Here is a 21,795-nt window from a genome sequence, read left to right as displayed (position 1 = left end):
CCGCGGAAACCGCCGCGGTCGTCGTCGCGACGCGGGTACGAGGGGCGCCCGCCGCGGTCGTCGTCACGACGGGGGTACGACGGACGGTCGCCACCACGGTCATCGCGGCGGAAACCACCGCCGCCACCGCCGGAGGCGGGACGCCCGCCGCGGTCGTCACGGCGGAAGCCGCCGCCGGCACCGGAAGGACGGTCACCGGTCGGACGGCCACCGCGGTCGTCGCGGCGGAAGCCACCACGGTCACCGCCACGGTCGTCACGGCCCCCGCGGTAGCCGCCCCTGTCACCGCCGTCGTTGCGCCGAGGCTCGCGCTCCGGACGATCGTCGGGAGAGTTGGACATGGGTGTGACTCCTGTCTTCGGGGTACCGCTAGTCATTCTCGCGCAACCAACCCATGGCCGCGCTTCGGCGTAAAGAGGTGAAAAACAAAAAGGACCCTTGGTCCAGCGTTGAACGCTGGACCAAGGGTCCTTTGAAAGATTGTTCGGCGGCGTCCTACTCTCCCACAGGGTCCCCCCTGCAGTACCATCGGCGCTGAAAGGCTTAGCTTCCGGGTTCGGAATGTAACCGGGCCAGGGTCCCCCCTGCAGTACCATCGGCGCTGAAAGGCTTAGCTTCCGGGTTCGGAATGTAACCGGGCGTTTCCCTAACGCTATGACCACCGAAACCCTATCGGTTTCGAGCGAACAAGCACACTTTATAGTTGTGTTCCAGCTCTAGAAACCAGCAACTGTTCGTTGCTTCAGAACTAACACAGTGGACGCGAGCAACTGAGGACAAGCCCTCGGCCTATTAGTACCAGTCAGCTCCACCCGTTACCGGGCTTCCACATCTGGGGCACGCTGTTGAGTTCTCAAGGAACGGACGCTTCCTTTGTACTCACCCTCAGCAACACTTGCTGGGGCTTTCCTCCGGGCTTTCGTTCTTCGTTTCCAACTCTACCAGATCATTTCGTTGCCGTTTCCGACTCGGATTTGAATTCGGCGGCCGTTGGGGGCCTTTGCCTTTCGGCGTTCCACCACTTTAGCGCTTATCCCTTGCGGCTCATAATCGAGCCACCGGATTCGAATTCGGGCATGCCGAAATCGACCCCGCCAGGGGAACGTCGTAGGTAGTGGGTTGGCCGCCCAGGAGGTCTGCTGATAGCAGTGCCCCGTTCAAGCGGCTCGGGCTACGTTAGGCGTCCGCCAAGGTGGAGTCAAGTTGAACGGCGGCGTGGCGCATGGGCGCGGTACGGGCTCACCGTCGGGTCGTGAGTGATCCAGTAGCGGTACGGGTGATCCGCGCCGGCACCGCCGACTCCCGTGCGCGGGCCGTTGCCCACCAGGTCGGACGGGGTGGCGGTACCCGTCAGGAGCGCCAGGGGCGAATCGGGACCGGCACAGAGGTCGGTGCCGTCCAGGGAACGGTCGACCGCCAGGGCGGTGGCCAGGCGCGCCGGCCCTTTGGCCAGTTCTCCGTCGCTTCTGGCTGAAAGTCGACGTTTGCGGGCCAGGTCGGCGCCCACGGTGATCTCACCCGCGCGCAGCAGCACCCCACTCGCGTGCCCCTGTGGGCCGCACACCAGGTTGAGGCTGAACCACATGCCGTAGATGAAGTAGACGTACGCGTGTCCGGGCGGACCGAACATCGATGCGTTGCGCCGTGTGCGCCCCCGGTAGGCGTGGGAGCCCGGGTCGGCCTCCCCCTCGTACGCCTCCACCTCGGTGATGCGGAGTTCCATCGGGCCTTCGGGGGTGCGGCGGACCAGGATCCGGCCGAGGAGATCCGGTGCCACGGTGAGGACCGGCCGGTCGAAGAAGGACCGGGCCAGGGGCGTACGGTCGGGGCGCGCGCTCATCCGGTCGAGCGTAGTCCAAAGCGCAGACCTGCAACCGGGGCCTAAGGTTCCGCGTTTGTCAGGGTGTACTCGTAAGCGGTAGTCGCACGAGCCTTCAAGGGGAGTCAGAGCATGGGGTTCAAGAAGCTGTTCGCGGCGCTGGGTGCCGGCGGTGCTTCGGTCGACACGATCATCACCGAGCCGAACGTCGTGCCGGGCGGGATCGTCCAGGGCGAGGTCCGCATCCAGGGCGGTTCCGTGGAGCAGCAGATCGAGGGCCTGTCCGTCGGTCTCCAGGCGCGCGTCGAGGTGGAGGGGAGCGACCAGGAGTACAAGCAGGACATCGTCTTCACCAAGCAGCGCCTCGGCGGTGCCTTCCAGGTGCAGCCGGGCGCCCTGCACGTCGTGCCGTTCGGGCTGGAGATCCCGTGGGAGACGCCGATCACCCACTTCGGGGGCCAGCACCTGCACGGGATGAACATCGGGGTCAGCACCGAGCTGGAGATCGCGCGCGCCGTGGACGCCGGCGACCTCGACCCGATCAACGTGCACCCGGTGCCGGCCCAGCAGGCGATCCTGGATGCCTTCCGCCAGCTCGGCTTCGGCTTCCGCAGCGCGGACATGGAGCGCGGGCACATCCGTGGGACCCGCCAGACGCTGCCGTTCTACCAGGAGATCGAGTTCCTGCCGCCGGCGCAGTACCGCGGGCTGAACCAGGTCGAGCTGACCTTCGTCTCGGACGGCCGCGAGATGGACGTCGTGCTGGAGATGGACAAGAAGTCGGGGCTGTTCTCCGAGGGCAGTGACACGTACCGCTGCTTCCAGGTGGGGCTGCAGTCCTACCAGGGGACCGATTGGGCGGCGTACCTCAACCAGTGGATCGCTTCCGTGGGTTCGCAGCGCAACTGGTTCTAGGCTCGGCCCGGTACGGGTAGCGGTACTGGTTCGCGATCAGGAGGTTCAGCAGTGGCCGAGCAGAACAGGGCTCCCCTTCCGCACGATTTCCACCCTCGGGTGCACGCGTTCTCGGTGGAGAGCGTGGATCTCGAACCCGGTGGGGAGCTGGGCGACGCCCAGGTGCTGAAGGGCGGGAACGTCTCTCCGCACCTGCGGTGGGAGGGGTTCCCGGAAGGGACGAAGAGCTTCGCCGTGACGTGCTTCGACCCGGACGCCCCGACGGGCAGCGGGTTCTGGCACTGGGTGCTGTTCGACCTGCCCGCGTCGGTCACCGAGCTGCCGGCCGGAGCGGGCAGCGGGAAGTTCGAGGGGCTTCCCTCCGGGGCCGTGCACGTACGGAACGACTACGGCACGAAGGACTTCGGCGGGGCGGCTCCGCCGGCCGGCGAGCGGCACCGGTACGTGTTCACCGTGTACGCGGTGGACCAGGAGAAGCTGGGCCCCGGTGCGGACGTCTCGCCGGCGGTCGTCGGATTCAACCTGCGGTTCCACTCGTTGGGACGGGCGCAGCTGATCGGTGAGTACGAGGCCCCCGCGGGCTGATCGTTCGCCGTGCGTTTGCCCGGTCCTGGTCTAAAGACGACCAGGACCGGGCATTTTTATTGCGTTGTCCCGCGTGGCGCGCGCGGCCAGAGTGGTTGCGGGCCCTGCCGCCGGTGTGGTCGCGGGCCTGCACACGGGAGGTGGGCGAGATGCGGGACACGCTGGTGCTGAATGCGAGCTTCGAGCCGCTGTCGACGGTGACGCTGAACCGGGCCGTGGTCCTGGTGCTCCAGGACAAGGCCGTGGTCGAGCAGTCTCATCCGGAACTGCGTGTGCGAGGTGCTTCCCTGGATCTTCCGCTGCCCCGGGTGATCAGGCTGTGCCGGTACGTACGGGTGCCGTTCCGAAGACATGCTCCCTGGTCACGGAGGGGGGTGTTGGTCCGGGACCAGCACCGGTGCGCGTACTGCGGGAAGCGCGCGACGACCGTGGACCACGTGTTGCCCCGCGCCCAGGGCGGTGGGGACACGTGGCTGAACACGGTGGCCTCCTGTGCCGAGGACAATCACCGCAAGGCGGCCCGGACTCCGGAGGAGGCGGGGATGCCGCTCCTCCGGAAGCCGTTCGTACCGTCTCCGGCGGACGCCATGCTGCTGGCGCTGGGGGTGGGCGGCCATGAGGCGCTGCCGGAGTGGCTGGAGCGGTCCGCCTAGGCCGGCCCGGGTCCGCCGGGGTCCGCGCGGGACACCCCGTACGACCGGATGACCTCCGGTGCGCTGGGCGACGTACTCCTGGTACGTCGCTCAGCGCAGCAGGAGCTGGACGATCGCCACCAGGCCGACCACGACGATGACCGCGCGGAGCACGGTCGGGGAGAGGCGGCGGCCGACCTTGGCGCCGATCTGGCCGCCGAGGGTGGAGCCGACGGCGATCAGGACCACGGCCGTCCAGTCGAACTCGGCGACGAAGAGGAAGAAGACGGCCGCGATGCCGTTGACGAGGCCGGCCAGGACGTTCTTCACGGCGTTGATGCGCTGCAGGTCATCGTGGAAGGACAGGCCCATCAAGCCGACGTAGAGCACGCCCTGGGCGGCGCCGAAGTAGCCCCCGTACGCGCTGGCGAGCAGCATTCCGGTGAGCAGTGCGGGGCCGCCGTCGGGGTGTCCGGGGTCGGTTCCGGCGGCTTCCTGGCGCCTGCGCAGGGCCGCGGCGAGCCGGGGCTGGAGGACGACGAGCACGAGGGCGAGTCCGATGAGGATCGGCACGATCGTGTCGAAGGAGTCCGACGGCAGGGTGAGGAGCAGGACGGCGCCCGCGAGTCCCCCGACGAGGGAGACGCCGCCGAGCCGCAGGATGCGGCCGCGCTGGCCCTGGAGTTCCTTGCGGTAGCCGATGGCTCCGCTGATGGAACCGGGCACCAGGCCCAGGGTGTTGGACACGTTGGCGGTGACCGGCGGGAGTCCGGTGGCGAGCAGCACCGGGAACGTGATGAGGGTGCCGGAGCCGACGATGGTGTTGATCGTGCCGGCGCCGATGCCGGCCGCGAACACCGCGAGTGATTCCCAGGGGGACATCGAGAGCAGAGACATGGACTGAGCCATCCCCTTTGCATGAGTGAGTCGCCTCCCCGCCATGAAGGTCGAGGGGCCTCACTGATCATGCAGGAGGGGACGGGCGGGTCAGTCGATGGGGGGCTGTTCGCGGCGCTCGGCGGCGGCCTTGTCGGCCGCTGCGGCGCCATTGCCGCCGTCCTTGCCGGAGTTCTGCGGGTTGAAGCCCGAACCACCGCCCATGGGGCCGAAGTTGCCCATGGCTCCCGAGAGTCCCTTGAGGGCGTCTCCGATCTCGCTGGGCACGATCCAGAGCTTGTTGGCGTCGCCTTCGGCGATCTTCGGGAGCATCTGGAGGTACTGGTAGGCGAGGAGCTTCTGGTCGGCGTCGCCGGCGTGGATGGACTCGAAGACCGTACGGATGGCCTGCGCTTCACCTTCGGCCTTCAGTGCGGCGGCCTTGGCCTCGCCCTCGGCGCGCAGGATGGAGGACTGCTTCTCACCCTCGGCGCGCAGGATCTCGGACTGCCGGACACCTTCGGCCTGGAGGATCGCGGCGCGCTTGTCGCGATCGGCGCGCATCTGCTTCTCCATCGAGTCCTGGATGGAGGTCGGCGGCTCGATCGCCTTGAGCTCGACGCGGTTGACGCGGATGCCCCACTTGCCGGTGGCCTCGTCGAGGACGCCGCGCAGGGCCGCGTTGATCTCCTCGCGGGAGGTCAGGGTCCGCTCCAGGTCCATGCCGCCGATGATGTTGCGCAGGGTGGTGACGGTGAGCTGCTCGATGGCCTGGATGTAGCTGGCGACCTCGTACGTCGCGGCCCGGGCGTCGGTCACCTGGTAATAGATGACCGTGTCGATGTTGACGACGAGGTTGTCCTGCGTGATGACCGGCTGCGGCGGGAACGGCACCACCTGTTCGCGCAGGTCGATGCGGTTGCGGATCGAGTCGATGAACGGGACGACGATGTTGAGGCCCGCGTTGAGGGTGCGCGTGTAGCGGCCGAATCGTTCGACGATGGCGGCGCTGGCCTGCGGGATCACCTGGATCGTCTTGACCAGTGCGATGAAGACCAGAACCACCAGAATGATCAGGACGATGATGATCGGTTGCATGCGGTTCCCCGTGCCCTTCCGGCTGTCTGTGCTGCCCCGTTGAGCGGAGTCTCGCAGACCCCGGGGCCGCGGGTCGGCTGCTTTGATCAGAAGCTCACATGACGATCGCGGTGGCCCCGTCGATCTCCACGACGTCGACCTGCTGGCCGGGTTCGAAGCTGCTGTCCGCGTCGAGGGTGCGGGCGGACCAGATCTCGCCGGCGAGTTTGATCCGGCCTCCGCTGCCGTCGACGCGTTCGAGGACGAGGGCGCTTCTGCCCTTCAACGCGTCGATTCCGGTGCGGTGTTGGGGCCGCTGCTCGCGGTGGTGGTTGGCGATCGAGCGGACGACGGCGATGAGTGCCACGGACACGATCACGAAGACGAGGACCTGGGCGACCACTCCCCCGCCGAACGCGGCCGTGACGGCGGCGGCGACCGCGCCGACGGCGAACATGCCGAATTCGGGCATCGCCGTCAGGACGAGCGGAATGCCCAGTCCGACCGCGCCGATGAGCCACCACAGCCACGCGTCGATGTTCACATGGTCATGGTAGGTCGGGCGGGCGCGGTCAGGACAGGGTGCGACGGGTCGCGGACCGACGGTGTGCGGCGGGCGTACTAGCGCAGCGCGAGACCCTGGGCGGTCCAGCGGTCGCTGTCGTTGCGCTCGACGATCAGCGGGAGGCCGAAGCACAGCGAGAGGTTGCGCGAGGTCAGTTCGAGGTCGATCGGGCCCGCGGTGACGACCTTGCCCTGGCGGATCATCAGGACGTGGGTGAAGCCGGGGGCGATCTCCTCGACGTGGTGCGTGACCATCACCATGGACGGCGCGAGCGGGTCGCGGGCGAGGCGGCCGAGGCGGCGTACGAGGTCCTCGCGGCCGCCGAGGTCGAGGCCGGCGGCGGGCTCGTCGAGGAGGAGCAGCTCGGGGTCGGTCATCAGGGCGCGGGCGATCAGGGTGCGCTTGCGCTCGCCCTCGGAGAGGGTGCCGAACTTCCGGTCGAGGTACTCCGTCATGCCGAGGCGGTCGAGGAAGGCGCGGGCGCGCTGCTCGTCGATCTCCTCGTACTCCTCCTGCCAGGTCGCCGTCATGCCGTACGCGGCGGTGAGGACGGTCTGCAGAACGGTCTGGCGCTTGGGGAGCTTGTCGGCCAGGGCGATTCCGGCGACGCCGATGCGCGGGCGCAGCTCGAAGACGTCGCTGCCGGGCTTGCCGAGGGTGCTGCCGAGGATGGTCGCGGCGCCCTTGGTGGGGAAGAGGTAGCTGGAGGCGAGGTTCAGCAGCGTGGTCTTGCCGGCGCCGTTGGGGCCGAGGATCACCCAGCGCTCCCCCTCCTTCACCGACCAGGAGACCTGGTCCACCAGAGCCCGGCCCTCGCGGACCACGGATACGTCCACCAGCTCCAGAACATCGCTCATGAGCGTGTTGTCTCCCCTTGCAGTCTCGGTTTCGTCTGTGCACCGGTAGGCGCAGCCCCAGGGGAAAACCTACGCCACTCGGAGAGTGGTCCGGGCGCCAGGTTGGCCGCGGGGCCGGATCCGCGGTGATCCGTAAAGTGGGGGAATGCTTTTCGAACCACGTTCAGGGCGGTTGGCCGCCTGGGGGAACGCACTGCTGGCCGGTTTGGTCTCGCCCGACGAGGCCGTGTTGTCGATCGTGGGCGAGGACGCCGTGCACCGGGTGGTGGGGGTCCCCCCGGCGAAGCCGGGGGGAGGGCTGCCCGGTGCATCGGGTCCGGTGGGCCTGACGCTGGCGCTCGGGCAGATGCGGGCGCTGGGGGTGACCGGGCTGCGGGTGGCCCTGCCCGCGCCGGGACATCCGCTGGGGCTGAGCGGGCCCGCCGACTTCAACGCGCGGGCGCTGGAGGCGCAGGAGGCGGTGGTCGCGGTGGGCGCGGCGCTGGGTCTGGTGCCGGAGGTGGTCGAGGCGGGGCCCGCGGGGGACGTGCACGTCTCGGTGACGTGGCACTGCCTGCCGGTACGGGAGGCCCCGCCGGCGGACGTGCCGTCGCTCGGTGAGGCGGAGCGGGAGCTGGCGGAGGCGCTGCGCGAGGCGACGGTCGTACTGACCCGGCTGGACGTGGCGGGGTCGGGGCCGGTGGCGGAGGCCGCTCTGTCGGCGTACCGGGCGCGGGCGGACGCCGGGCGGGAGGTGCTGGCGCCGGGGTACCCGCCGCGGGCGGTACGGGTGCTGGCGCTGGCGCAGCGGGTGGACCTGCTGGTGTCGCTGGCGTACGAGCACGGGCCGGGCGGTGCGGTGGCCGCCTCGGAGATGGCGGCGCGGGCGGAGGCGCTGCGGCCGGTGGAGCGGGTCGCGCGGCGCGCGCTGGTCGCGGCGTACAACTCGGCGGTCGAGGAGCGCGAGCGGGGCTAGTGACCTGGTTTGGAGATCCTGTCGCAGTAGCGGCAGATGCGGTCGAGGATCTGGTCGGCGGTCTTGGTCCACTTGAAGGGCCGGGCCTCGCGCCTGCCGTGCACGGTCAGCCGGGCATTACGGTGGGACACGAAGACCTCCGTGTGTGGTGTGGAGCCTAGACACCTCCACCACACCGGAGGTCTCCGCCATGATCAAGACCCAGCACCGTTAACAACGCTCGTGGTCAATACAGCTAGGCCGTGCCTTCGGATCAGGGTGGACCGGCCCGGGGCGTCTGGTGCCGTGCATCGCACGGCAGAGGAGGGAGCCGACGTGGTGTGTCGGCGACCGCCGAGAACGCCGCGAGGCACGGTGCCAGGCGCCCCGGGCCCGCCCGATCGAAAGACACGGCCGTGTCTCGCCGAGGGCCTGCTCCGGATGCGGCGCGGCCCCGCTTCCCGGGGAGAGGTGGGGGAAGCGGGGCCGGCGGGCGGGGCTGGTCAGGCGTTCACGCCGGTGTTGCCCCAGGCGCCGTTCAGCAGGCCGATCACGGTGACCGCGTTGCCGACCACGTTCACCGGAACGTGGACGGGGACCTGGACCTGGTTGCCGGAGGCGACACCGGGCGAGCCCACGGCCTCGCCCGTGGCCGACGCCCCGCCGTGCGCCGAGGAGACACCGGCGCCCGCGGCAAGGAGGCCGCCCGCGATCATGGTGACGGCAGTGGCCTTCTTGATGTTCTTCACGTTCTTCGTCCTCCAGTACGTCTGCCGCGGCCAGCCGCCGCGGCACGTCATGAAGAACGGTCATCGGACGAACGGGATGCGCCATGTGGGCGACATCCACCCGACCGTATGAATCTCAGATCGGAGCCGGACGGTCCGATCCGGCCGGGTTCAGTCGGTGATCCCGTGCCTGACCGCCCACAACGCGGCCTGCGTGCGGTCCGCGAGGTCGAGTTTCATCAGGATGTTCGAGACGTGCGTCTTGACCGTCTTCTCCGACAGGACCAGCGCGCGGGCGATCTCCCGGTTCGACCGGCCGTCCGCGATCAGTGACAGCACCTCCTGTTCCCGCTCGGTCAGGGAGCCGCTCCGGCCGGGCGCCGGCGGCCCCTCCTGGGAGAGCAGGGCCTCCGCCACCTCCGGCTGGAGCAGTACGTGCCCGGCGTGGACGGAGCGGATGGCTCCGGCCAGGGCGTCGGGGTCGATGTCCTTGTAGACGTATCCGGCGGCGCCGCCCCGCAGGGCCGGGACCACCGTCCGCTGCTCGGTGAAGCTGGTGACGATCAGCACCCGCGCCGGGTTCGCCAGCGCGCGCAGCCGGCACAGGGCCTCGATGCCGTCGGTGCCCGGCATCTTGATGTCCATGAGGATCACGTCGGGCCGCAGCTCCTCGGCTCGGGCCACTCCCTCCTCCCCGTCGGCGGCCTCCCCGACCACCTCGATGTCGTCCTGGACCTCCAGGAACGTGCGCAGGCCGCGGCGGACCACCTGGTGGTCGTCCACCAGCAGGACGCGGATGGGCGTGTCAGCCACCGGGGACCTCCATTTCGATCGTGGTGCCCGTACCGGGCTCCGAGTGCACGGTGAGGCGGCCTCCGACGCCGCTCGCCCGGTCCCGCATGGAGACGAGGCCGAGGTGGCGTCCGGCCGCGCGGATGGAGGAAGGGGAGAAGCCGCTCCCGTCGTCCGTGACGGTCAGCACGGCTCCCGCGGCCCGGCGGGCCAGGGTGACCGCGACGTGGTCGCCGCCCGAGTGGCGCAGGGCGTTGTGGAGGGCCTCCTGGGCGACCCGGAGCAGCGCCTCCTCCTGGGTCGCCGGGAGGGCCCGTATGCCGTCACAGGTGAAGGTGACGTGCGCGGTGTGGGCGCGGTCGAGTACGTGGACCTGGTCGCGGAGGGTGGCGGCCAGGCCGTCCTCGTCGAGGCCGGCCGGGCGCAGCTCGGTCACGGCGGACCGCAGCTCGTCGGCGGCCTCGGCGGCGAGGGCGGCGACCTGCTGGAGCTCGCCCTTGGCCCGGACGGGGTCGCGGTCGACGAGGGCGGCGGCGGCCTGGGCGGTCAGACGCAGCGAGAAGAGCTTCTGGGCGACGGCGTCGTGCAGCTCGTGGGCGAGGCGGGAGCGTTCCTCGGCGATGGTGAGCTCGCGGCTGCGCTCGTAGAGGCGGGCGTTGGTGAGGGCGATCGCCGCGTGCTGGGCGAGGAGGGCGAGGAGCTCCTCGTCCTCCTCCGTGAAGCCGCCGGGGCTCCTCTTGTTCGCGAGGAAGAGGGCGCCGAGGGTCTCCTCGCCGTCGCGGACGGGCTGGCCCAGGAAGTCGGACATCTCGGGGTGGGCGGCGGGCCAGCCCTCGAAGCGGGGGTCCTCGCGCACGTCGGCCAGCCGCTCGGGTCCGTCCTGGTGGAGCATCGCGGCGAGGATGCCGTGCTGGCGGGGCAGCGGGCCGATCCGGCGCCACTGCTCCTCACTGATGCCGTCCACGACGAACTGGGCGAAGCCGCCGTGGTCGTCCGGGACGCCCAGGGCCGCGTACTCGGCGTCGAGGAGCTCGCGGGCGGAGACGACGATCGTGCGCAGGACGTCGCGGACCTCCAGCCGGCGGCTCATGGCGAGCAGGGCGGTGCTCACGGCGGCGAGGCCGCCCCGGGGGCCGCCGAACACGGGACTACCAGTCATGGGCTCACCGTACTCGCGGCCCTGACCTGCGGGATCGGGCTGGGGCCCTAGGGCTGGGGGCGGTGTGTCCTCCTCCTCGGGGAGGGGGCCGGGGGGTGCTTCTCTGCCCTGGGGATGAGGCAGGCGGCGGGCTTGTGGTCCTCAGGGTGGAGAATTCCGTTACGCAATGCATTGCTTTCGCAACACATGGTGAGACCGTTACATGGCCGATGTGAGCCCGCGCATAGGACCCACGTCACTTACGAAGGCGCCTAGTGGATAAATAAAGACCGTGTCAGCGCTGCCACGCCTAGCGCGTGGCCTGGAATTCCGGCCTCGTCGCAGCCCCCTGATCCACTAAGCGGGATCGTACGTCACACCTTTGCCAGGCGATTTTGCCGCCGCTAAGAATTGCTCCCGTCGCACAGCGCCGCGGATCCCGGATCCGAGCGGCGCTTTCCTGCGGCTCCCCGATTCGAAGAGGTTGCTACGCATGTCCAAGACCAGCACCCCCGGCCACAGTCGTCGTCTGACGAAGGCGCACAAGATGTCCTTCGCCGCGTTCGCCACCATCGGCGCCGCCGCCCTGGCCGCCACCGTCGTCCCCGCCGGCTCCGCCGACGCCGGTACGACCGTGACCGCCGCCCCCGTGGCGTGGACCCAGACTGTCGAGGGTGTCCAGGCCAAGACCGTGCAGCACCTCAGCGCCCAGTCGAAGCTGGCCACGGACGCCGCGAAGGTCGAGGCCGCGATCAAGGCCAAGGCCGCCGCCGCCAAGGCCAAGGCCGACGCCGCGAAGGCGAAGGCCGACGCCGAGGCCAAGGCGAAGAAGGACCGCGAGGCGAAGGCGGCTGCCAGCCGTTCCACCGTCCGCAAGCCGGTCTACGCGAACAACCTTGACGGCTGGATCAAGGAGTCGCTGGCGATCATGAAGGCGCACAAGATTCCGGGCACGTACAACGGCCTGTACAAGAACATCATGCGCGAGTCGAGCGGCAACCCGCGGGCGATCAACAACTGGGACATCAACGCCCAGAACGGCATCCCCTCGAAGGGCCTGCTCCAGGTCATCAAGCCGACCTTCCTCGCGTACCACGTCCCGGGCACCCCGCTGGACCAGTACCACCCGGTCGCCAACATCGTCGCCGCGGCCAACTACGCCGCCGACCGTTACGGCTCGATCGACAACGTCAACAGCGCCTACTGACGGCGACGGGCGTAGCAACCCCCCATGCGCCTCAGGGCGGCACCCGGTGTCCGGGTGCCGCCCTGAGGCGTTTGTCCGTGGGGCTGCGCCGGAGCGGGCCGGCTAGTTGCGCATGACCTCGGGCTCGTGGCGGCGCAGCAGCTTCTGCACCGCGAAGCCGCAGGCCACTCCGATGAGCAGCAGGATCGTGATGTTCACGCCCCACTGCGCGACGGAGTGCTCCCACAGCGGGTCGGTGTTGGTCGGGTTCTGCTGGTCCCACGGCGGCATGAGCTTGCCGAGGTCGAGCGTGGTGCCCGCGGCGGCGACCGCCCAGCGCGACGGCATCAGCCAGGCGAACTGCTCCAGGCCCGGCGAGTCGTACACCTGGAAGAGGATGCCGGTGAAGACGACCTGGACGATCGCGAACATGACCAGCAGCGGCATGGTCTTCTCGGCGGTCTTCACCAGCGAGGAGATCACCAGGCCGAACATCATCGACGTGAAGCCGAGCGCGGTGACCGACAGGCACAGCTCGACGGCCGGCGGCATGAGCAGGCCCTCGGTGGGCAGGTCGCGCGGGACGAAGCCGATGGCGCAGATGACCGCGCCCTGGATGGCCGTGATGAAGCCGAGGACGATCACCTTCGACATGAGGTACGCCGACCGGGACAGACCGGTGGCGCGCTCGCGCTCGTAGATGACCCGTTCCTTGATCAGCTCACGGACCGAGTTCGCGGCGCCCGAGAAGCACATGCCCACGCAGAGGATCAGCATGATCGTGCCGGCGTCGCCGTTGAACCGGGACGGCGGCTTCGGCGGGGCGAGGCCGAAGGTCGCGGGGATGACCGTCGAGACGATGCCCAGGACGGCGGGCAGGATCAGCATCAGGGCCATGAAGCCCTTGTCGGACGCGATCACCGAGACGTAGCGGCGGATCAGGGTCCACAGCTGGTCGCCCCAGCCCTGCGCCTTCGGCGGCATCATCTGCTGCATCGGCGGCATGGCGACCTGCTGCGGGGCGACCGCGTCGAGGTCGGCGGCGTACAGCTGGTAGTGCTGCGAGCCCTTCCAGCGGCCGGCCCAGTCGTAGTCGCGGTAGTTCTCGAACGCGGAGAAGACGTCCGCCCACGTGCTGTAGCCGAAGAAGTTCAGCGCCTCGTCCGGCGGGCCGAAGTACGCGACCGAACCGCCCGGGGCCATGACCAGCAGCTTGTCGCACAGCGACAGCTCGGCGACGGAGTGGGTGACGACGAGGACCGTGCGGCCGTCGTCCGCGAGGCCGCGCAGCAGCTGCATGACGTCGCGGTCCATGCCCGGGTCGAGGCCCGAGGTGGGCTCGTCCAGGAAGATCAGCGAGGGCTTGGTGAGGAGCTCCAGCGCCACGGACACGCGCTTGCGCTGACCACCGGAGAGCGAGGTGATCTTCTTGTCCTTGTGGATGTCGAGCTTGAGCTCGCGCAGGACCTCGTTGATGCGGGCGGCGCGCTCGGCCTCGGCGGTGTCGCCGGGGAAGCGGAGCTTGGCCGCGTACTTGAGGGCCGTGCTGACCTTCAGCTCCTTGTGCAGGATGTCGTCCTGCGGGACCAGGCCGATGCGCTGGCGGAGCTCCGCGAACTGCTTGTACAGGTTGCGGTTGTCGTAGAGGACGTCGCCCTGGTTGGCGGGCCGGTAGCCCGTCAGCGCCTTGAGCAGCGTCGACTTTCCGGAGCCGGAGGGGCCGATGACGCCGATGAGCGACTTCTCCGGGACGCCGAAGGTGACGTCCTTGAGGATCTGCTTGCCACCGTCGACCGTGACCGTGAGGTGGCGGGCCGAGAAGGAGACGTCACCGGTGTCGACGAACTCCTCGAGCCGGTCCCCGACGATGCGGAACGTCGAGTGGCCGACGCCGACGATGTCGTTCGGGCCGAGCAGCGCGGTGCCGGACTTGGGCAGCGGCTGGCCGTTGACGTAGGTGCCGTTGTGGCTGCCGAGGTCGTGGATCTCGAAGCGGCCGCCCGTGGAGCGGAACTCCGCGTGGAGGCGCGAGACCTGGAGGTCCGAGACGACCAGCTCGTTCTCCAGGGCGCGGCCGATCCGCATGACGCGGCCGACGGCGATCTGGTGGAACGTGGTCGGGCTGCGGTCACCGCCGTAGGCGGGGCCCGCGCCCTGCTGCTGAGGGACGTGCGGCTGCTGCGGCTGCTGGTGGGCGGCCTGCTGGGGCTGCTGCTGCCAGGCCTGCTGCTGCGGCTGGTGGGCCTGCGCCTGGGCCGGAGCCTGGTAGGCGGGGGCGGCCTGCTGGGCCGGGGCCTGGTAGGCGGGAGCCGGTGCCTGGTAGGCGGGCGCCGCCTGCTGCGGTACGGCCTGCTGCGGCGCGGCGGCTGCGCTCAGATTCAGCCGCGGGCCGTCGGTGGCGTTGCCCAGGTGCACCGGCGTACCGGGCACGAGCTCGGTCTGCTGGACCCGCGCGCCGCGCACGTAGGTTCCGTTGGTGCTGCCGTGGTCCTCAATGCCCCAACCCCGGCCGTTCCAGGCGATGGTGGCATGCCGCCACGACACCCGGGCGTCGTCGATGACCACGTCTCCCTGGGGGTCGCGCCCCAACGAGTACGACCTGGACGGATCGAGCGTCCAGGTCCTTCCATTCAATTCCAGTACGAGTTCCGGCACTCCAGCCCCACTTAAGTCCCCCGAGAATCCCCCTGACGCCAGGGAGTCCGACGTCAGGGAGTCTAGGGATGGCGAACATCCGGGGGAACTATTTCAGGCCTGCGGCCACATGTGGAATCGGGGCCTTCCCGGGGCGTCTACGCCTGCCCGTTGACGGGGGCGAAAGTCACCCGGAGAGTGAGATACGGGACTTCTCGCCCTGGTTCGACCCCGTCCCGCTCGGCACGCACGCTCGACACGCACCGGGGGTACGCATGCGCCGCATTCGCTGGGGAGACGTGGTCGTGTCGGGCGTCGCCGCCACCGGCTGGGCCCTCGTCACCATGGCCGCGGTCGCCGCCCTGGGGCTCCGTCTCCTGGGCGCCGACGCCGCGGGCGGCTCGCTCGGGGCGATGACCGCCGCGGTGGTGGTGCTCGCGATCGGTGGCACGGTCACCCCGTCGGGGGACGTGTCGGTCCTCGGGATCACCGGGCCGGGGGCGCAGTCCTCACTGGACGTCATGCCCCTCGGGGTGGGGCTGGCCGGGGCGCTGGTCCTGGCCCGGATCTTCCTGCGTTCGATCCGGACCGGGGCGCCGCGCGGGGAACTCGCCGCCCGGGCGGCCTCCGTGGCGGTGCTGCTCGTCGCCGCGGCGGGCGGGCTGGCCCGGGCCGGGCGCGACGTGGTCACCCTGGACGGGGCGCGGCTGCCGGGGACCCCGCCGGCGAAGGTGGTCCCGGGGATCGGGGACCTCGGCGGGCTGCTCCCGGACCGCGTCGGGGACCTCGTCGAGACCCGGGCCCGGGTGGGGTTCTCGGTGGAGTCCGGGCCGACGCTGCTGGGCGCGGGGGTGTGGGTGCTGGCCGTACTGGCGGTGGCGCTGCTGGCTTCGCGGCGCGGGCCGGCGGCGTTCGCGCGGCTGCGGCCCGCGGTGTCGGCGCTGGTGACGGCCTTGCTGCTGGCGGTGGCGGCCGGGCTGGGGGCCGCGGTGTGGGCGGCCGCGGGCGACGAGCATCCGGGGCGGGTGCTGGGCGCGGCGCTGCTGGGGGCGCCGAACGGGGCGTGGACCGGGGTGCTGCTGGGGTTGCTCGTTCCGTTCGACGGGCGGGCCACGGGCACGCCGGGCCGGCTGCTGCCGGATCCGCTGGACGATCTGCTGGGGGCGCCCGCTCCGGTGACGGTGTCCCGGCTCGCGGAGTACGACGGGCGGATCTGGCTGCTGGTCGCGGGGGCGGGGCTGCTGCTGCTCTGCGCCGGTGTGCTGGCGGCCGTACGGACTCCGGGGCGCGCGGTCGCGGCGTGCGCGGCTCGGCTGTCCGCCGCGACCGGGGTGGCGCTGGCGGTGCTGGCGCTGCTGACGGGGGTGTCCGTGGACGGCTCGCTGTCGGTGCTCGGCGCCGACGCGGTGCACGCCGGGGTGGAGCTGCGGGGGGACGCGCTGTACGCGCTGCTGCTCGGGGCGGCGTGGGGCGCGGCCGCGGGCGGGGCGGGGGCGCTGCTGGCGGGGCGGCGCCGGCCGGCGGAACCCGTGCCCCGCCCCGCCGGGGGCGGCGGGGCGGCAGGACCGGCCCCGCAGGCGCCGACGGCCGCGTACGGGCCCCCGTCCGGGCGGCCGTCCCCGTACGCCCTTCCGGAGCCCGGGCTCGGCCCCGGGCCCGAGCCCTGCGCCGAGCCGGACGGCTCCTGGGACGTCACGGTCACCCGGCTGCCCCGGAGGCCCGCCGGGCGCCCGGCGCCCCGCCACCGCCCGCCGTTCACCCCGCCTCCGCCTCCTCCCCCGCCGCCACCGCTGGGGCCGCCGGGCTGAGACGCCGGGAAGGGAGCGGGGCGCATCGAATCGAACACGCTCGGCCACCGCTCTGCCCCGAGCCCCCCGCCACCTCCCCGCCGGCCCGTGTTCACCCCGCCGCCACTCCCCCGCCGTCCCCCGGACGCCCGCGCTGCGGCGGCGCCGGAGGGCCCCGCGCCGGAAAATGGTTCCGGCAGGTGGGACGGGGGTCCTGGCGGGCAGGACGGGAAGATACGGTGAGGGCACCATGAGCGCTTCGCAGACCTCCGACGTCCCCACCCTCCTCGTCAAGATCTTCGGCAAGGACCGTCCCGGGATCACCGCCGGGCTGTTCGACACCCTCGCCGCCTACTCCGTCGACGTCGTCGACATCGAGCAGGTCGTCACCCGTGGCCGCATCGTCCTGTGCGCCCTCGTCACCCAGCCCGCCGGCAGCGGCGAGGGCGAGCTGCGGGCCACCGTCCACAGCTGGGCCGACTCGCTGAAGCTGCAGGCCGAGATCCTCTCCGGCACCGGTGACAACCGGCCGCGCGGCAGCGGCCGTTCCCATGTCACCGTGCTCGGGCATCCGCTGACCGCCGAGTCCACGGCCGCCATCGCCTCCCGCATCACCGCGACCGGCGGCAACATCGACCGCATCTTCCGGCTCGCCAAGTACCCGGTGACGGCCGTCGAGTTCGCCGTCTCCGGTGTGGAGACCGGGCCGCTGCGCACCGAGCTGGCCACCGCCGCCTCCCACATCGGCGTGGACGTGGCCGTGGTCTCGGCCGGGCTGCACCGCCGGGCGCAGCGCCTGGTCGTCATGGACGTGGACTCGACCCTCATCCAGGACGAGGTCATCGAGCTGTTCGCCGCGCACGCGGGCTGCGAGGCCGAGGTCGCCGAGGTGACCGAGCGGGCCATGCGCGGGGAGCTGGACTTCGAGCAGTCGCTGCACGCCCGCGTGAAGCTGCTGGCCGGGCTGGACGCCTCGGTCGTGGACAAGGTCCGCTCCGAGGTGCGGCTGACGCCGGGCGCCCGGACCCTGATCCGCACCCTCAAGCAGCTCGGCTACCAGGTGGGTGTGGTCTCGGGCGGGTTCACCCAGGTGACGGACGATCTGCAGGAGCGGCTGGGGCTGGACTTCGCCTCGGCCAACACCCTGGAGATCGTCGACGGGCGGCTGACCGGCCGGGTCACCGGCGAGATCGTGGACCGGGCGGGCAAGGCCCGGCTGCTGCGCCGGTTCGCCGCGGAGGCCGGGGTACCGCTGGCCCAGACGGTGGCCATCGGCGACGGCGCCAACGACCTGGACATGCTGAACGCGGCCGGGCTGGGCGTGGCGTTCAACGCGAAGCCGGTGGTGCGCGAGGCCGCGCACACGGCGGTGAACGTGCCGTTCCTGGACGCGGTGCTGTATCTGCTGGGGATCACCCGGGAAGAGGTCGAGGCCGCGGGCCTGACCTGAGACGCCCGCGTACGTACGAGGACGGGCCCCGGCGGATCGATCGCGCCGGGGCCCGTCCTCGTACCTGCGTACGGGTGCTCAGTGGTCCTGGGGGGTCCAGAAGTCCAGCAGTGTGCCCACCCCGTGCTCCAGGGACTTCCATGAGCCGGTGAAGGAGACGACGGCGAAGGCCGCGGTCGGGAAGCCGGTGCGGCTCATCCGCGCCAGGGCATCCCCTTCGGCGCGGCCCGAGAGGGCGTCGGCGAGGGCGTGCATGCCCGGGTTGTGGCCGATGACGAGGAGGTCGTCGACCTCGTCGGACGTCTCGTTGAGCAGGGCGATGAGCTCGCCCGGTGAGGCGTCGTACAGCCGTTCCTCGTAGGAGGTGCGCGGCCGGTGCGGCATCTCCTGAACGGCGAGCTTCCAGGTCTCGCGGGTGCGGGCGGCGGTGGAGCAGAGGGCCAGGTCGAAGGCGATGCCGGTCTCGGCCAGCTTCAGCCCGGCTGCCGGTGCGTCCTGGCGTCCGCGTTCCGCCAGCGGGCGGTCGTGGTCGGGCACCTCGGGCCAGTCGGCCTTGGCGTGCCGGAGGAGGACGATCCTGCGGGGTGTGTCGGCGCTCATGGCTCCCAGCTTCGCATGAATCGGGCCACGGAGCTCAGGGTGTTGGGGGCTCGGCGGACGTCGGCCGCAGGACCCGATCGCGGGCTCGGCCGCGGGCCCGATCACGGGTTCGGCCGCGGGCCCGGTCGCACGCTCGGCCGCGACGGCCGGTCAGCTGACGACGCGCAGGATCTGCTGGGTGACCTGGAGGATCGCGGAGGCTTCGCCGGTGGCCGCATGTGCCTGGCCGGAGCCGGCGAGGAGCAGCAGCAGGAGGCAGAAGGCGAGCGCGGGCAGGGCCAGCGCCCACCAGTGCAGCCGGGTGCTGGCACCGTGGACTCGGGGACCGGGTGTATGCGTGGGGGCCGACATGGCCGCCTCCGTGGGTACGCGGGGTGGGACTGGCTCGCTCTCTTCGAATCTATGGATTCGAAGGCGCGGTGCCCATCCGGGACACACCCCAGTCGACCCTGACCCTGGCCCCCTAAGGGTTGGGGGGTTACCCCTACCCCCGGGGCGTCAGGGGGAGACGGCGGTCGCGATGACGGAGATGATCACGGTCACGACCAGCATCGCGCCCAGCACCAGGCCGAGCTTCTTGTGGCTGTTCTGCGGGTTCGGTTCGAGTACGGGCGACATGCCGCTCAGTCTCGCATGCCGCATTCGTCCTCGATCGTGCGGTCCCGGCCGGCCAGGATGCCCAGCGCGATCTGCGGGACCAGCAGGCCCGCCATGACGGCGAGCGGCAGGTCCCAGCCGCCGCTGTGCTGGTAGAGCGCGCCGATGAGGAGCGGTCCGGGGATGGAGATGAGGTAGCCGACGCTCTGGGCGAAGGCGGACAGCTTGACCACGCCGGCCGGGGACTTGGCGCGCAGCCCGATCATCGTGATGACGAGGGGGAAGGCGCAGTTGGAGACGCCGAGCAGGAGGGCCCAGGCCCAAGCTCCGCCGGCGGGGGCGAAGTGGAGGCCGGTGTATCCGACGAGGCCGAAGAGGCCCAGGGTGACGGCGATGGACCCCTGGTTCTTCATCCGGCCGGCCAGGTTGGGGATGACGAAGGCGAGCGGAACGCCCATGACCATGGTGACGGCCAGCAGGACACCGGCGGTGGAGGCGGAGACCCCGGCGTCGCGGAAGATCTGCGGGAGCCAGCCCATGGTGATGTACGCGCCGGTGGCCTGGAGGCCGAAGTAGCAGGCCAAGGCCCAGGCGGTGCGGCTGCGGACGATCTTCGGGCCCGCGTCCGCCCGGACTGTCGCGGCGGGGCCGGAGGCGACGGCCCGCTTCTCCCGGCGGGCGGCCGCCGCGACGGGCAGCCAGGGCAGTACGGCGACCAGTGCGAGCACGGCCCAGACCAGCAGGCCCGTACGCCAGCTGCCGCCGAGGGCGGAGGTCATCGGGACGGTCACGGCGGCGGCGAGCGAGGTGCCGAGGGCCAGGGCCATGGAGTACAGGCCGGTCATGGTGCCCACGCGGTCCGGGAACCGCCGCTTGACGATGACCGGGAGCAGCACGTTGGTCAGGGCTATGCCCGCCAGGGACAGCGCGCTGGCGGCGAGGAAGCCTACGGCGCCCTGCGCGAAGGGCCTGATCAGCAGCCCGGCTGCGACGGCGGCCATGCCGGCGCAGACGACGGCGGCCGGGCCGAAGCGGCGCGAGAGCCGCGGCGCGGTGACGCCGAAGACGGCGAAGCACAGGGCGGGGACGGAGGTGATCAGTCCGGCGACGGTGCCGCTCATGCCGAGGCCCGTGCGGACCTCCTCGAAGAGGGCGCCGAGGCTGGTGATGGCGGGCCGCAGGTTGAGGGCGGCCAGCACGATGCCGACGATGAGGACCGGCCCGAGCCAGGAGGGCTCCGGGGTCGGCTCCGTTCGCGCGCTCGTGGGAGCGGCGGAACGGGACGGTGCGGGTACGGTGCGCGCGGCCTCGGGCCGGTTCAGGGTCTGTATTTCTTCGTCGGGCATTACACCATCATAGAATCATGGGATGATTGGTTGTCACCCCCGAGACTGAACTTGGAGAGGAACCCGCCCGTATGCCGCTGACCTCGCCCCGGCGATCCGCGCTGGTCGACCAGGTGATCGCCCAGCTCCGGAACCAGATCACCTCCGGCGAATGGCCCGTCGGGGCCCGCATCCCCACCGAGCCGGAGCTCGTCGAACTGCTGGGCGTCGCCCGCAACACCGTCCGGGAGGCCGTCCGGGCGCTGGCGCACAACGGGCTGCTGGACATCCGGCAGGGCTCGGGGACGTACGTCATCGCCACCAGTGAGCTGGCCGGGGTGATGCACCGCCGCTTCGCGGGCGCCGACCCGCGGCACATCGCCGAGCTCCGCTCGACGCTGGAGTCCGCGGCGGCCCGGCTGGCGGCGGAGCGGCGCACCGAGCGGGACCTGGGTCAGCTGGACGCGCTGCTGGCGCGGCGCGAGGAGGCCTGGGCGAGCGGGGACGCGGAGCGGTTCGTGGCGGCGGACGTCGCCCTGCACATGGCGGTGGTGGCGGCCTCGCAGAACGAGGTGCTCATCGAGCTGTACGCGGACCTCGGCGACCTGGTCGCGGACTGGCTGCGCACGGACGTGGGCACGGAGCTGGATCCCGCGGCGCACCTGGATCACGCGCGGCTGATCGAGGCGATCCGGCGCGGGGACGGGGACACCGCGGCCTCGGAGGCGGCGGGCTACCCGTTCGCGTGCCTCGGCGGGAAGTAGGAGCGCGCACGGCCCGGTGGGGTCACGGCCGCTGGTGGGTGACCCAGGCCGAGCGGACCTCCTTCCAGCAGCGGCTGGTCAGCTCGATGCGGCCGGCCGGCGGCAGGGCGACGGCGGCGCTGTCCGCGTCCACGTCCCACCAGCGGTCGCATTCCACGTGCAGGCGCAGGAGGTCGGTCTCGGGATAGGCGTTCTGGCAGGCGGCCGTCACCTGCGAGCCCTCGATCACGGTCTCGCAGTCGGCGCCGAACAGCTCCCGTTCGGCGGGCGGTCGGGGCCGTACGGGCGGCTCGGCGGGGATCTCGTCGAGGTCCACGGCGGCGGGCTCCGCGACCGCGGGCTCCACGACGGCCACCGCCTCCGGTCCTCCCGACAGCCCTTCGCCCCCCTCGGGCTGCGCGTCGGCCCCCGGGATCAGGAATCCCGTCAGGACCACCGAGGTCACCAGCAGCGATACCGCTCGGCTCCGCCTCGTGCGCACTCCCGTACCTCCTCCCCGCACGAGCCGGGAAGATCCCGACTCGGCCAGTTTGC

23 protein-coding genes, 1 pseudogene and 1 other annotated feature are annotated in these 21,795 nt (G+C 71.2%); of the genes and pseudogenes, 8 read left to right on the top strand and 16 right to left on the bottom strand.

Annotated features, from left to right (window positions below; translation table 11 throughout):
* Positions 1 to 259, bottom strand: a pseudogene (locus tag K7B10_RS30230) (hypothetical protein); the annotation flags it as partial.
* A 322-nt stretch (positions 260 to 581) separates the two neighbouring features.
* Positions 582 to 666, bottom strand: a sequence feature (5S ribosomal RNA rRNA prediction is too short).
* A 532-nt stretch (positions 667 to 1,198) separates the two neighbouring features.
* A complete protein-coding gene (locus K7B10_RS30225) occupies positions 1,199 to 1,840 on the bottom strand; it encodes a DNA-3-methyladenine glycosylase (protein ID WP_229340889.1) in 642 nt (213 codons plus the stop codon).
* Between the two features lie 111 nt (positions 1,841 to 1,951).
* Between K7B10_RS30225 and K7B10_RS30220 the strand changes: the two genes are divergently transcribed.
* From K7B10_RS30220 to K7B10_RS30210, 3 genes are all read left to right on the top strand, one after another.
* Positions 1,952 to 2,734 (top strand): sporulation protein, encoded by a 783-nt coding sequence (locus K7B10_RS30220; RefSeq protein ID WP_229340887.1) that lies wholly within the window; start codon positions 1,952 to 1,954, stop codon positions 2,732 to 2,734.
* 51 nt (positions 2,735 to 2,785) lie between these two features.
* Complete coding sequence (locus K7B10_RS30215; RefSeq protein WP_229340885.1) at positions 2,786 to 3,319, top strand: YbhB/YbcL family Raf kinase inhibitor-like protein; 534 nt, start codon at positions 2,786 to 2,788, stop codon at positions 3,317 to 3,319.
* A gap of 149 nt (positions 3,320 to 3,468) precedes the next feature.
* Positions 3,469 to 3,972, top strand: coding sequence for an HNH endonuclease (locus K7B10_RS30210; protein WP_229340883.1), 504 nt, complete (start codon positions 3,469 to 3,471; stop codon positions 3,970 to 3,972).
* 90 nt (positions 3,973 to 4,062) lie between these two features.
* On the opposite strand, the gene K7B10_RS30205 is transcribed toward K7B10_RS30210, so the two are convergent.
* From K7B10_RS30205 to K7B10_RS30190, 4 genes are all read right to left on the bottom strand, one after another.
* A complete protein-coding gene (locus K7B10_RS30205; protein WP_229345518.1) occupies positions 4,063 to 4,833 on the bottom strand; it encodes a sulfite exporter TauE/SafE family protein in 771 nt (256 codons plus the stop codon).
* A 105-nt stretch (positions 4,834 to 4,938) separates the two neighbouring features.
* Positions 4,939 to 5,925, bottom strand: coding sequence for an SPFH domain-containing protein (locus tag K7B10_RS30200; protein WP_229340881.1), 987 nt, complete (start codon positions 5,923 to 5,925; stop codon positions 4,939 to 4,941).
* Between the two features lie 94 nt (positions 5,926 to 6,019).
* On the bottom strand, positions 6,020 to 6,448 hold the full coding sequence (locus tag K7B10_RS30195; protein WP_099893522.1) for an NfeD family protein: 429 nt from the start codon (positions 6,446 to 6,448) through the stop codon (positions 6,020 to 6,022).
* A gap of 77 nt (positions 6,449 to 6,525) precedes the next feature.
* Positions 6,526 to 7,326 carry an ABC transporter ATP-binding protein gene (locus K7B10_RS30190; protein ID WP_229340879.1) on the bottom strand — a complete coding sequence of 267 codons (801 nt, stop codon included), beginning with the start codon at positions 7,324 to 7,326 and terminating at the stop codon, positions 6,526 to 6,528.
* 145 nt (positions 7,327 to 7,471) lie between these two features.
* On the opposite strand from K7B10_RS30190, the gene K7B10_RS30185 reads away from it, so the two are divergent.
* Positions 7,472 to 8,281: an Rv1486c family protein gene (locus K7B10_RS30185; RefSeq protein ID WP_229340877.1), complete on the top strand. Its 810-nt coding sequence runs from the start codon at positions 7,472 to 7,474 to the stop codon at positions 8,279 to 8,281.
* Here the strand turns inward: K7B10_RS30185 and K7B10_RS40980 are convergent.
* The 4 genes from K7B10_RS40980 to K7B10_RS30170 form a co-directional block, all read right to left on the bottom strand.
* Entirely contained in the window at positions 8,278 to 8,412 is a 135-nt protein-coding gene (locus K7B10_RS40980; RefSeq protein ID WP_267501503.1) for a hypothetical protein, read from the bottom strand. The two genes, K7B10_RS30185 and K7B10_RS40980, sit on opposite strands and share 4 nt — an antisense overlap.
* Before the next feature lie 351 nt (positions 8,413 to 8,763).
* A complete protein-coding gene (locus K7B10_RS30180; RefSeq protein ID WP_229340875.1) occupies positions 8,764 to 9,009 on the bottom strand; it encodes a chaplin in 246 nt (81 codons plus the stop codon).
* A 150-nt stretch (positions 9,010 to 9,159) separates the two neighbouring features.
* Positions 9,160 to 9,801, bottom strand: coding sequence for a response regulator (locus tag K7B10_RS30175; protein ID WP_229340873.1), 642 nt, complete (start codon positions 9,799 to 9,801; stop codon positions 9,160 to 9,162).
* The gene (locus K7B10_RS30170) at positions 9,794 to 10,924 is read right to left on the bottom strand and encodes a GAF domain-containing sensor histidine kinase (RefSeq protein ID WP_229345515.1); all 1,131 of its coding nucleotides are present in this window, start codon (positions 10,922 to 10,924) and stop codon (positions 9,794 to 9,796) included. Before K7B10_RS30170 ends, K7B10_RS30175 begins: the two co-directional genes overlap by 8 nt.
* A gap of 487 nt (positions 10,925 to 11,411) precedes the next feature.
* Here K7B10_RS30170 and K7B10_RS30165 point away from each other — a divergent pair, with 487 nt between their 5' ends.
* Positions 11,412 to 12,125: a transglycosylase SLT domain-containing protein gene (locus K7B10_RS30165; protein ID WP_229340870.1), complete on the top strand. Its 714-nt coding sequence runs from the start codon at positions 11,412 to 11,414 to the stop codon at positions 12,123 to 12,125.
* Positions 12,126 to 12,227: 102 nt separating this feature from the next.
* Here the strand turns inward: K7B10_RS30165 and K7B10_RS30160 are convergent, their stop codons facing one another.
* A complete protein-coding gene (locus K7B10_RS30160) occupies positions 12,228 to 14,759 on the bottom strand; it encodes an ABC transporter ATP-binding protein/permease (RefSeq protein ID WP_229340868.1) in 2,532 nt (843 codons plus the stop codon).
* A 254-nt stretch (positions 14,760 to 15,013) separates the two neighbouring features.
* On the opposite strand from K7B10_RS30160, the gene K7B10_RS30155 reads away from it, so the two are divergent.
* Both K7B10_RS30155 and serB read left to right on the top strand, forming a co-directional pair.
* A complete protein-coding gene (locus K7B10_RS30155) occupies positions 15,014 to 16,546 on the top strand; it encodes a streptophobe family protein (RefSeq protein ID WP_229340866.1) in 1,533 nt (510 codons plus the stop codon).
* Between the two features lie 229 nt (positions 16,547 to 16,775).
* The gene (gene serB / locus K7B10_RS30150) at positions 16,776 to 17,975 is read left to right on the top strand and encodes a phosphoserine phosphatase SerB (protein WP_229340864.1); all 1,200 of its coding nucleotides are present in this window, start codon (positions 16,776 to 16,778) and stop codon (positions 17,973 to 17,975) included.
* Positions 17,976 to 18,053: 78 nt separating this feature from the next.
* On the opposite strand, the gene K7B10_RS30145 is transcribed toward serB, so the two are convergent.
* From K7B10_RS30145 to K7B10_RS30135, 4 genes are all read right to left on the bottom strand, one after another.
* Entirely contained in the window at positions 18,054 to 18,575 is a 522-nt protein-coding gene (locus K7B10_RS30145; RefSeq protein ID WP_229340862.1) for a SixA phosphatase family protein, read from the bottom strand.
* A gap of 150 nt (positions 18,576 to 18,725) precedes the next feature.
* Positions 18,726 to 18,926 carry a hypothetical protein gene (locus tag K7B10_RS30140; protein WP_229340860.1) on the bottom strand — a complete coding sequence of 67 codons (201 nt, stop codon included), beginning with the start codon at positions 18,924 to 18,926 and terminating at the stop codon, positions 18,726 to 18,728.
* 147 nt (positions 18,927 to 19,073) lie between these two features.
* Positions 19,074 to 19,193 (bottom strand): SGM_5486 family transporter-associated protein, encoded by a 120-nt coding sequence (locus tag K7B10_RS40975; RefSeq protein WP_099893511.1) that lies wholly within the window; start codon positions 19,191 to 19,193, stop codon positions 19,074 to 19,076.
* Between the two features lie 5 nt (positions 19,194 to 19,198).
* Positions 19,199 to 20,518 carry a CynX/NimT family MFS transporter gene (locus K7B10_RS30135; RefSeq protein WP_229340858.1) on the bottom strand — a complete coding sequence of 440 codons (1,320 nt, stop codon included), beginning with the start codon at positions 20,516 to 20,518 and terminating at the stop codon, positions 19,199 to 19,201.
* Positions 20,519 to 20,589: 71 nt separating this feature from the next.
* On the opposite strand from K7B10_RS30135, the gene K7B10_RS30130 reads away from it, so the two are divergent.
* The gene (locus K7B10_RS30130) at positions 20,590 to 21,261 is read left to right on the top strand and encodes a FadR/GntR family transcriptional regulator (protein ID WP_229340856.1); all 672 of its coding nucleotides are present in this window, start codon (positions 20,590 to 20,592) and stop codon (positions 21,259 to 21,261) included.
* Between the two features lie 22 nt (positions 21,262 to 21,283).
* Here K7B10_RS30130 and K7B10_RS30125 read toward each other — a convergent pair whose 3' ends face one another.
* Complete coding sequence (locus K7B10_RS30125) at positions 21,284 to 21,742, bottom strand: hypothetical protein (RefSeq protein WP_229340854.1); 459 nt, start codon at positions 21,740 to 21,742, stop codon at positions 21,284 to 21,286.
* Positions 21,743 to 21,795 lie beyond the last annotated feature (53 nt).

It is taken from the genome of Streptomyces flavotricini, assembly GCF_020639365.1.
GTDB classification, from domain to species: domain Bacteria; phylum Actinomycetota; class Actinomycetes; order Streptomycetales; family Streptomycetaceae; genus Streptomyces; species Streptomyces flavotricini.
This window is presented reverse-complemented; position numbering and strand designations above follow the sequence as displayed.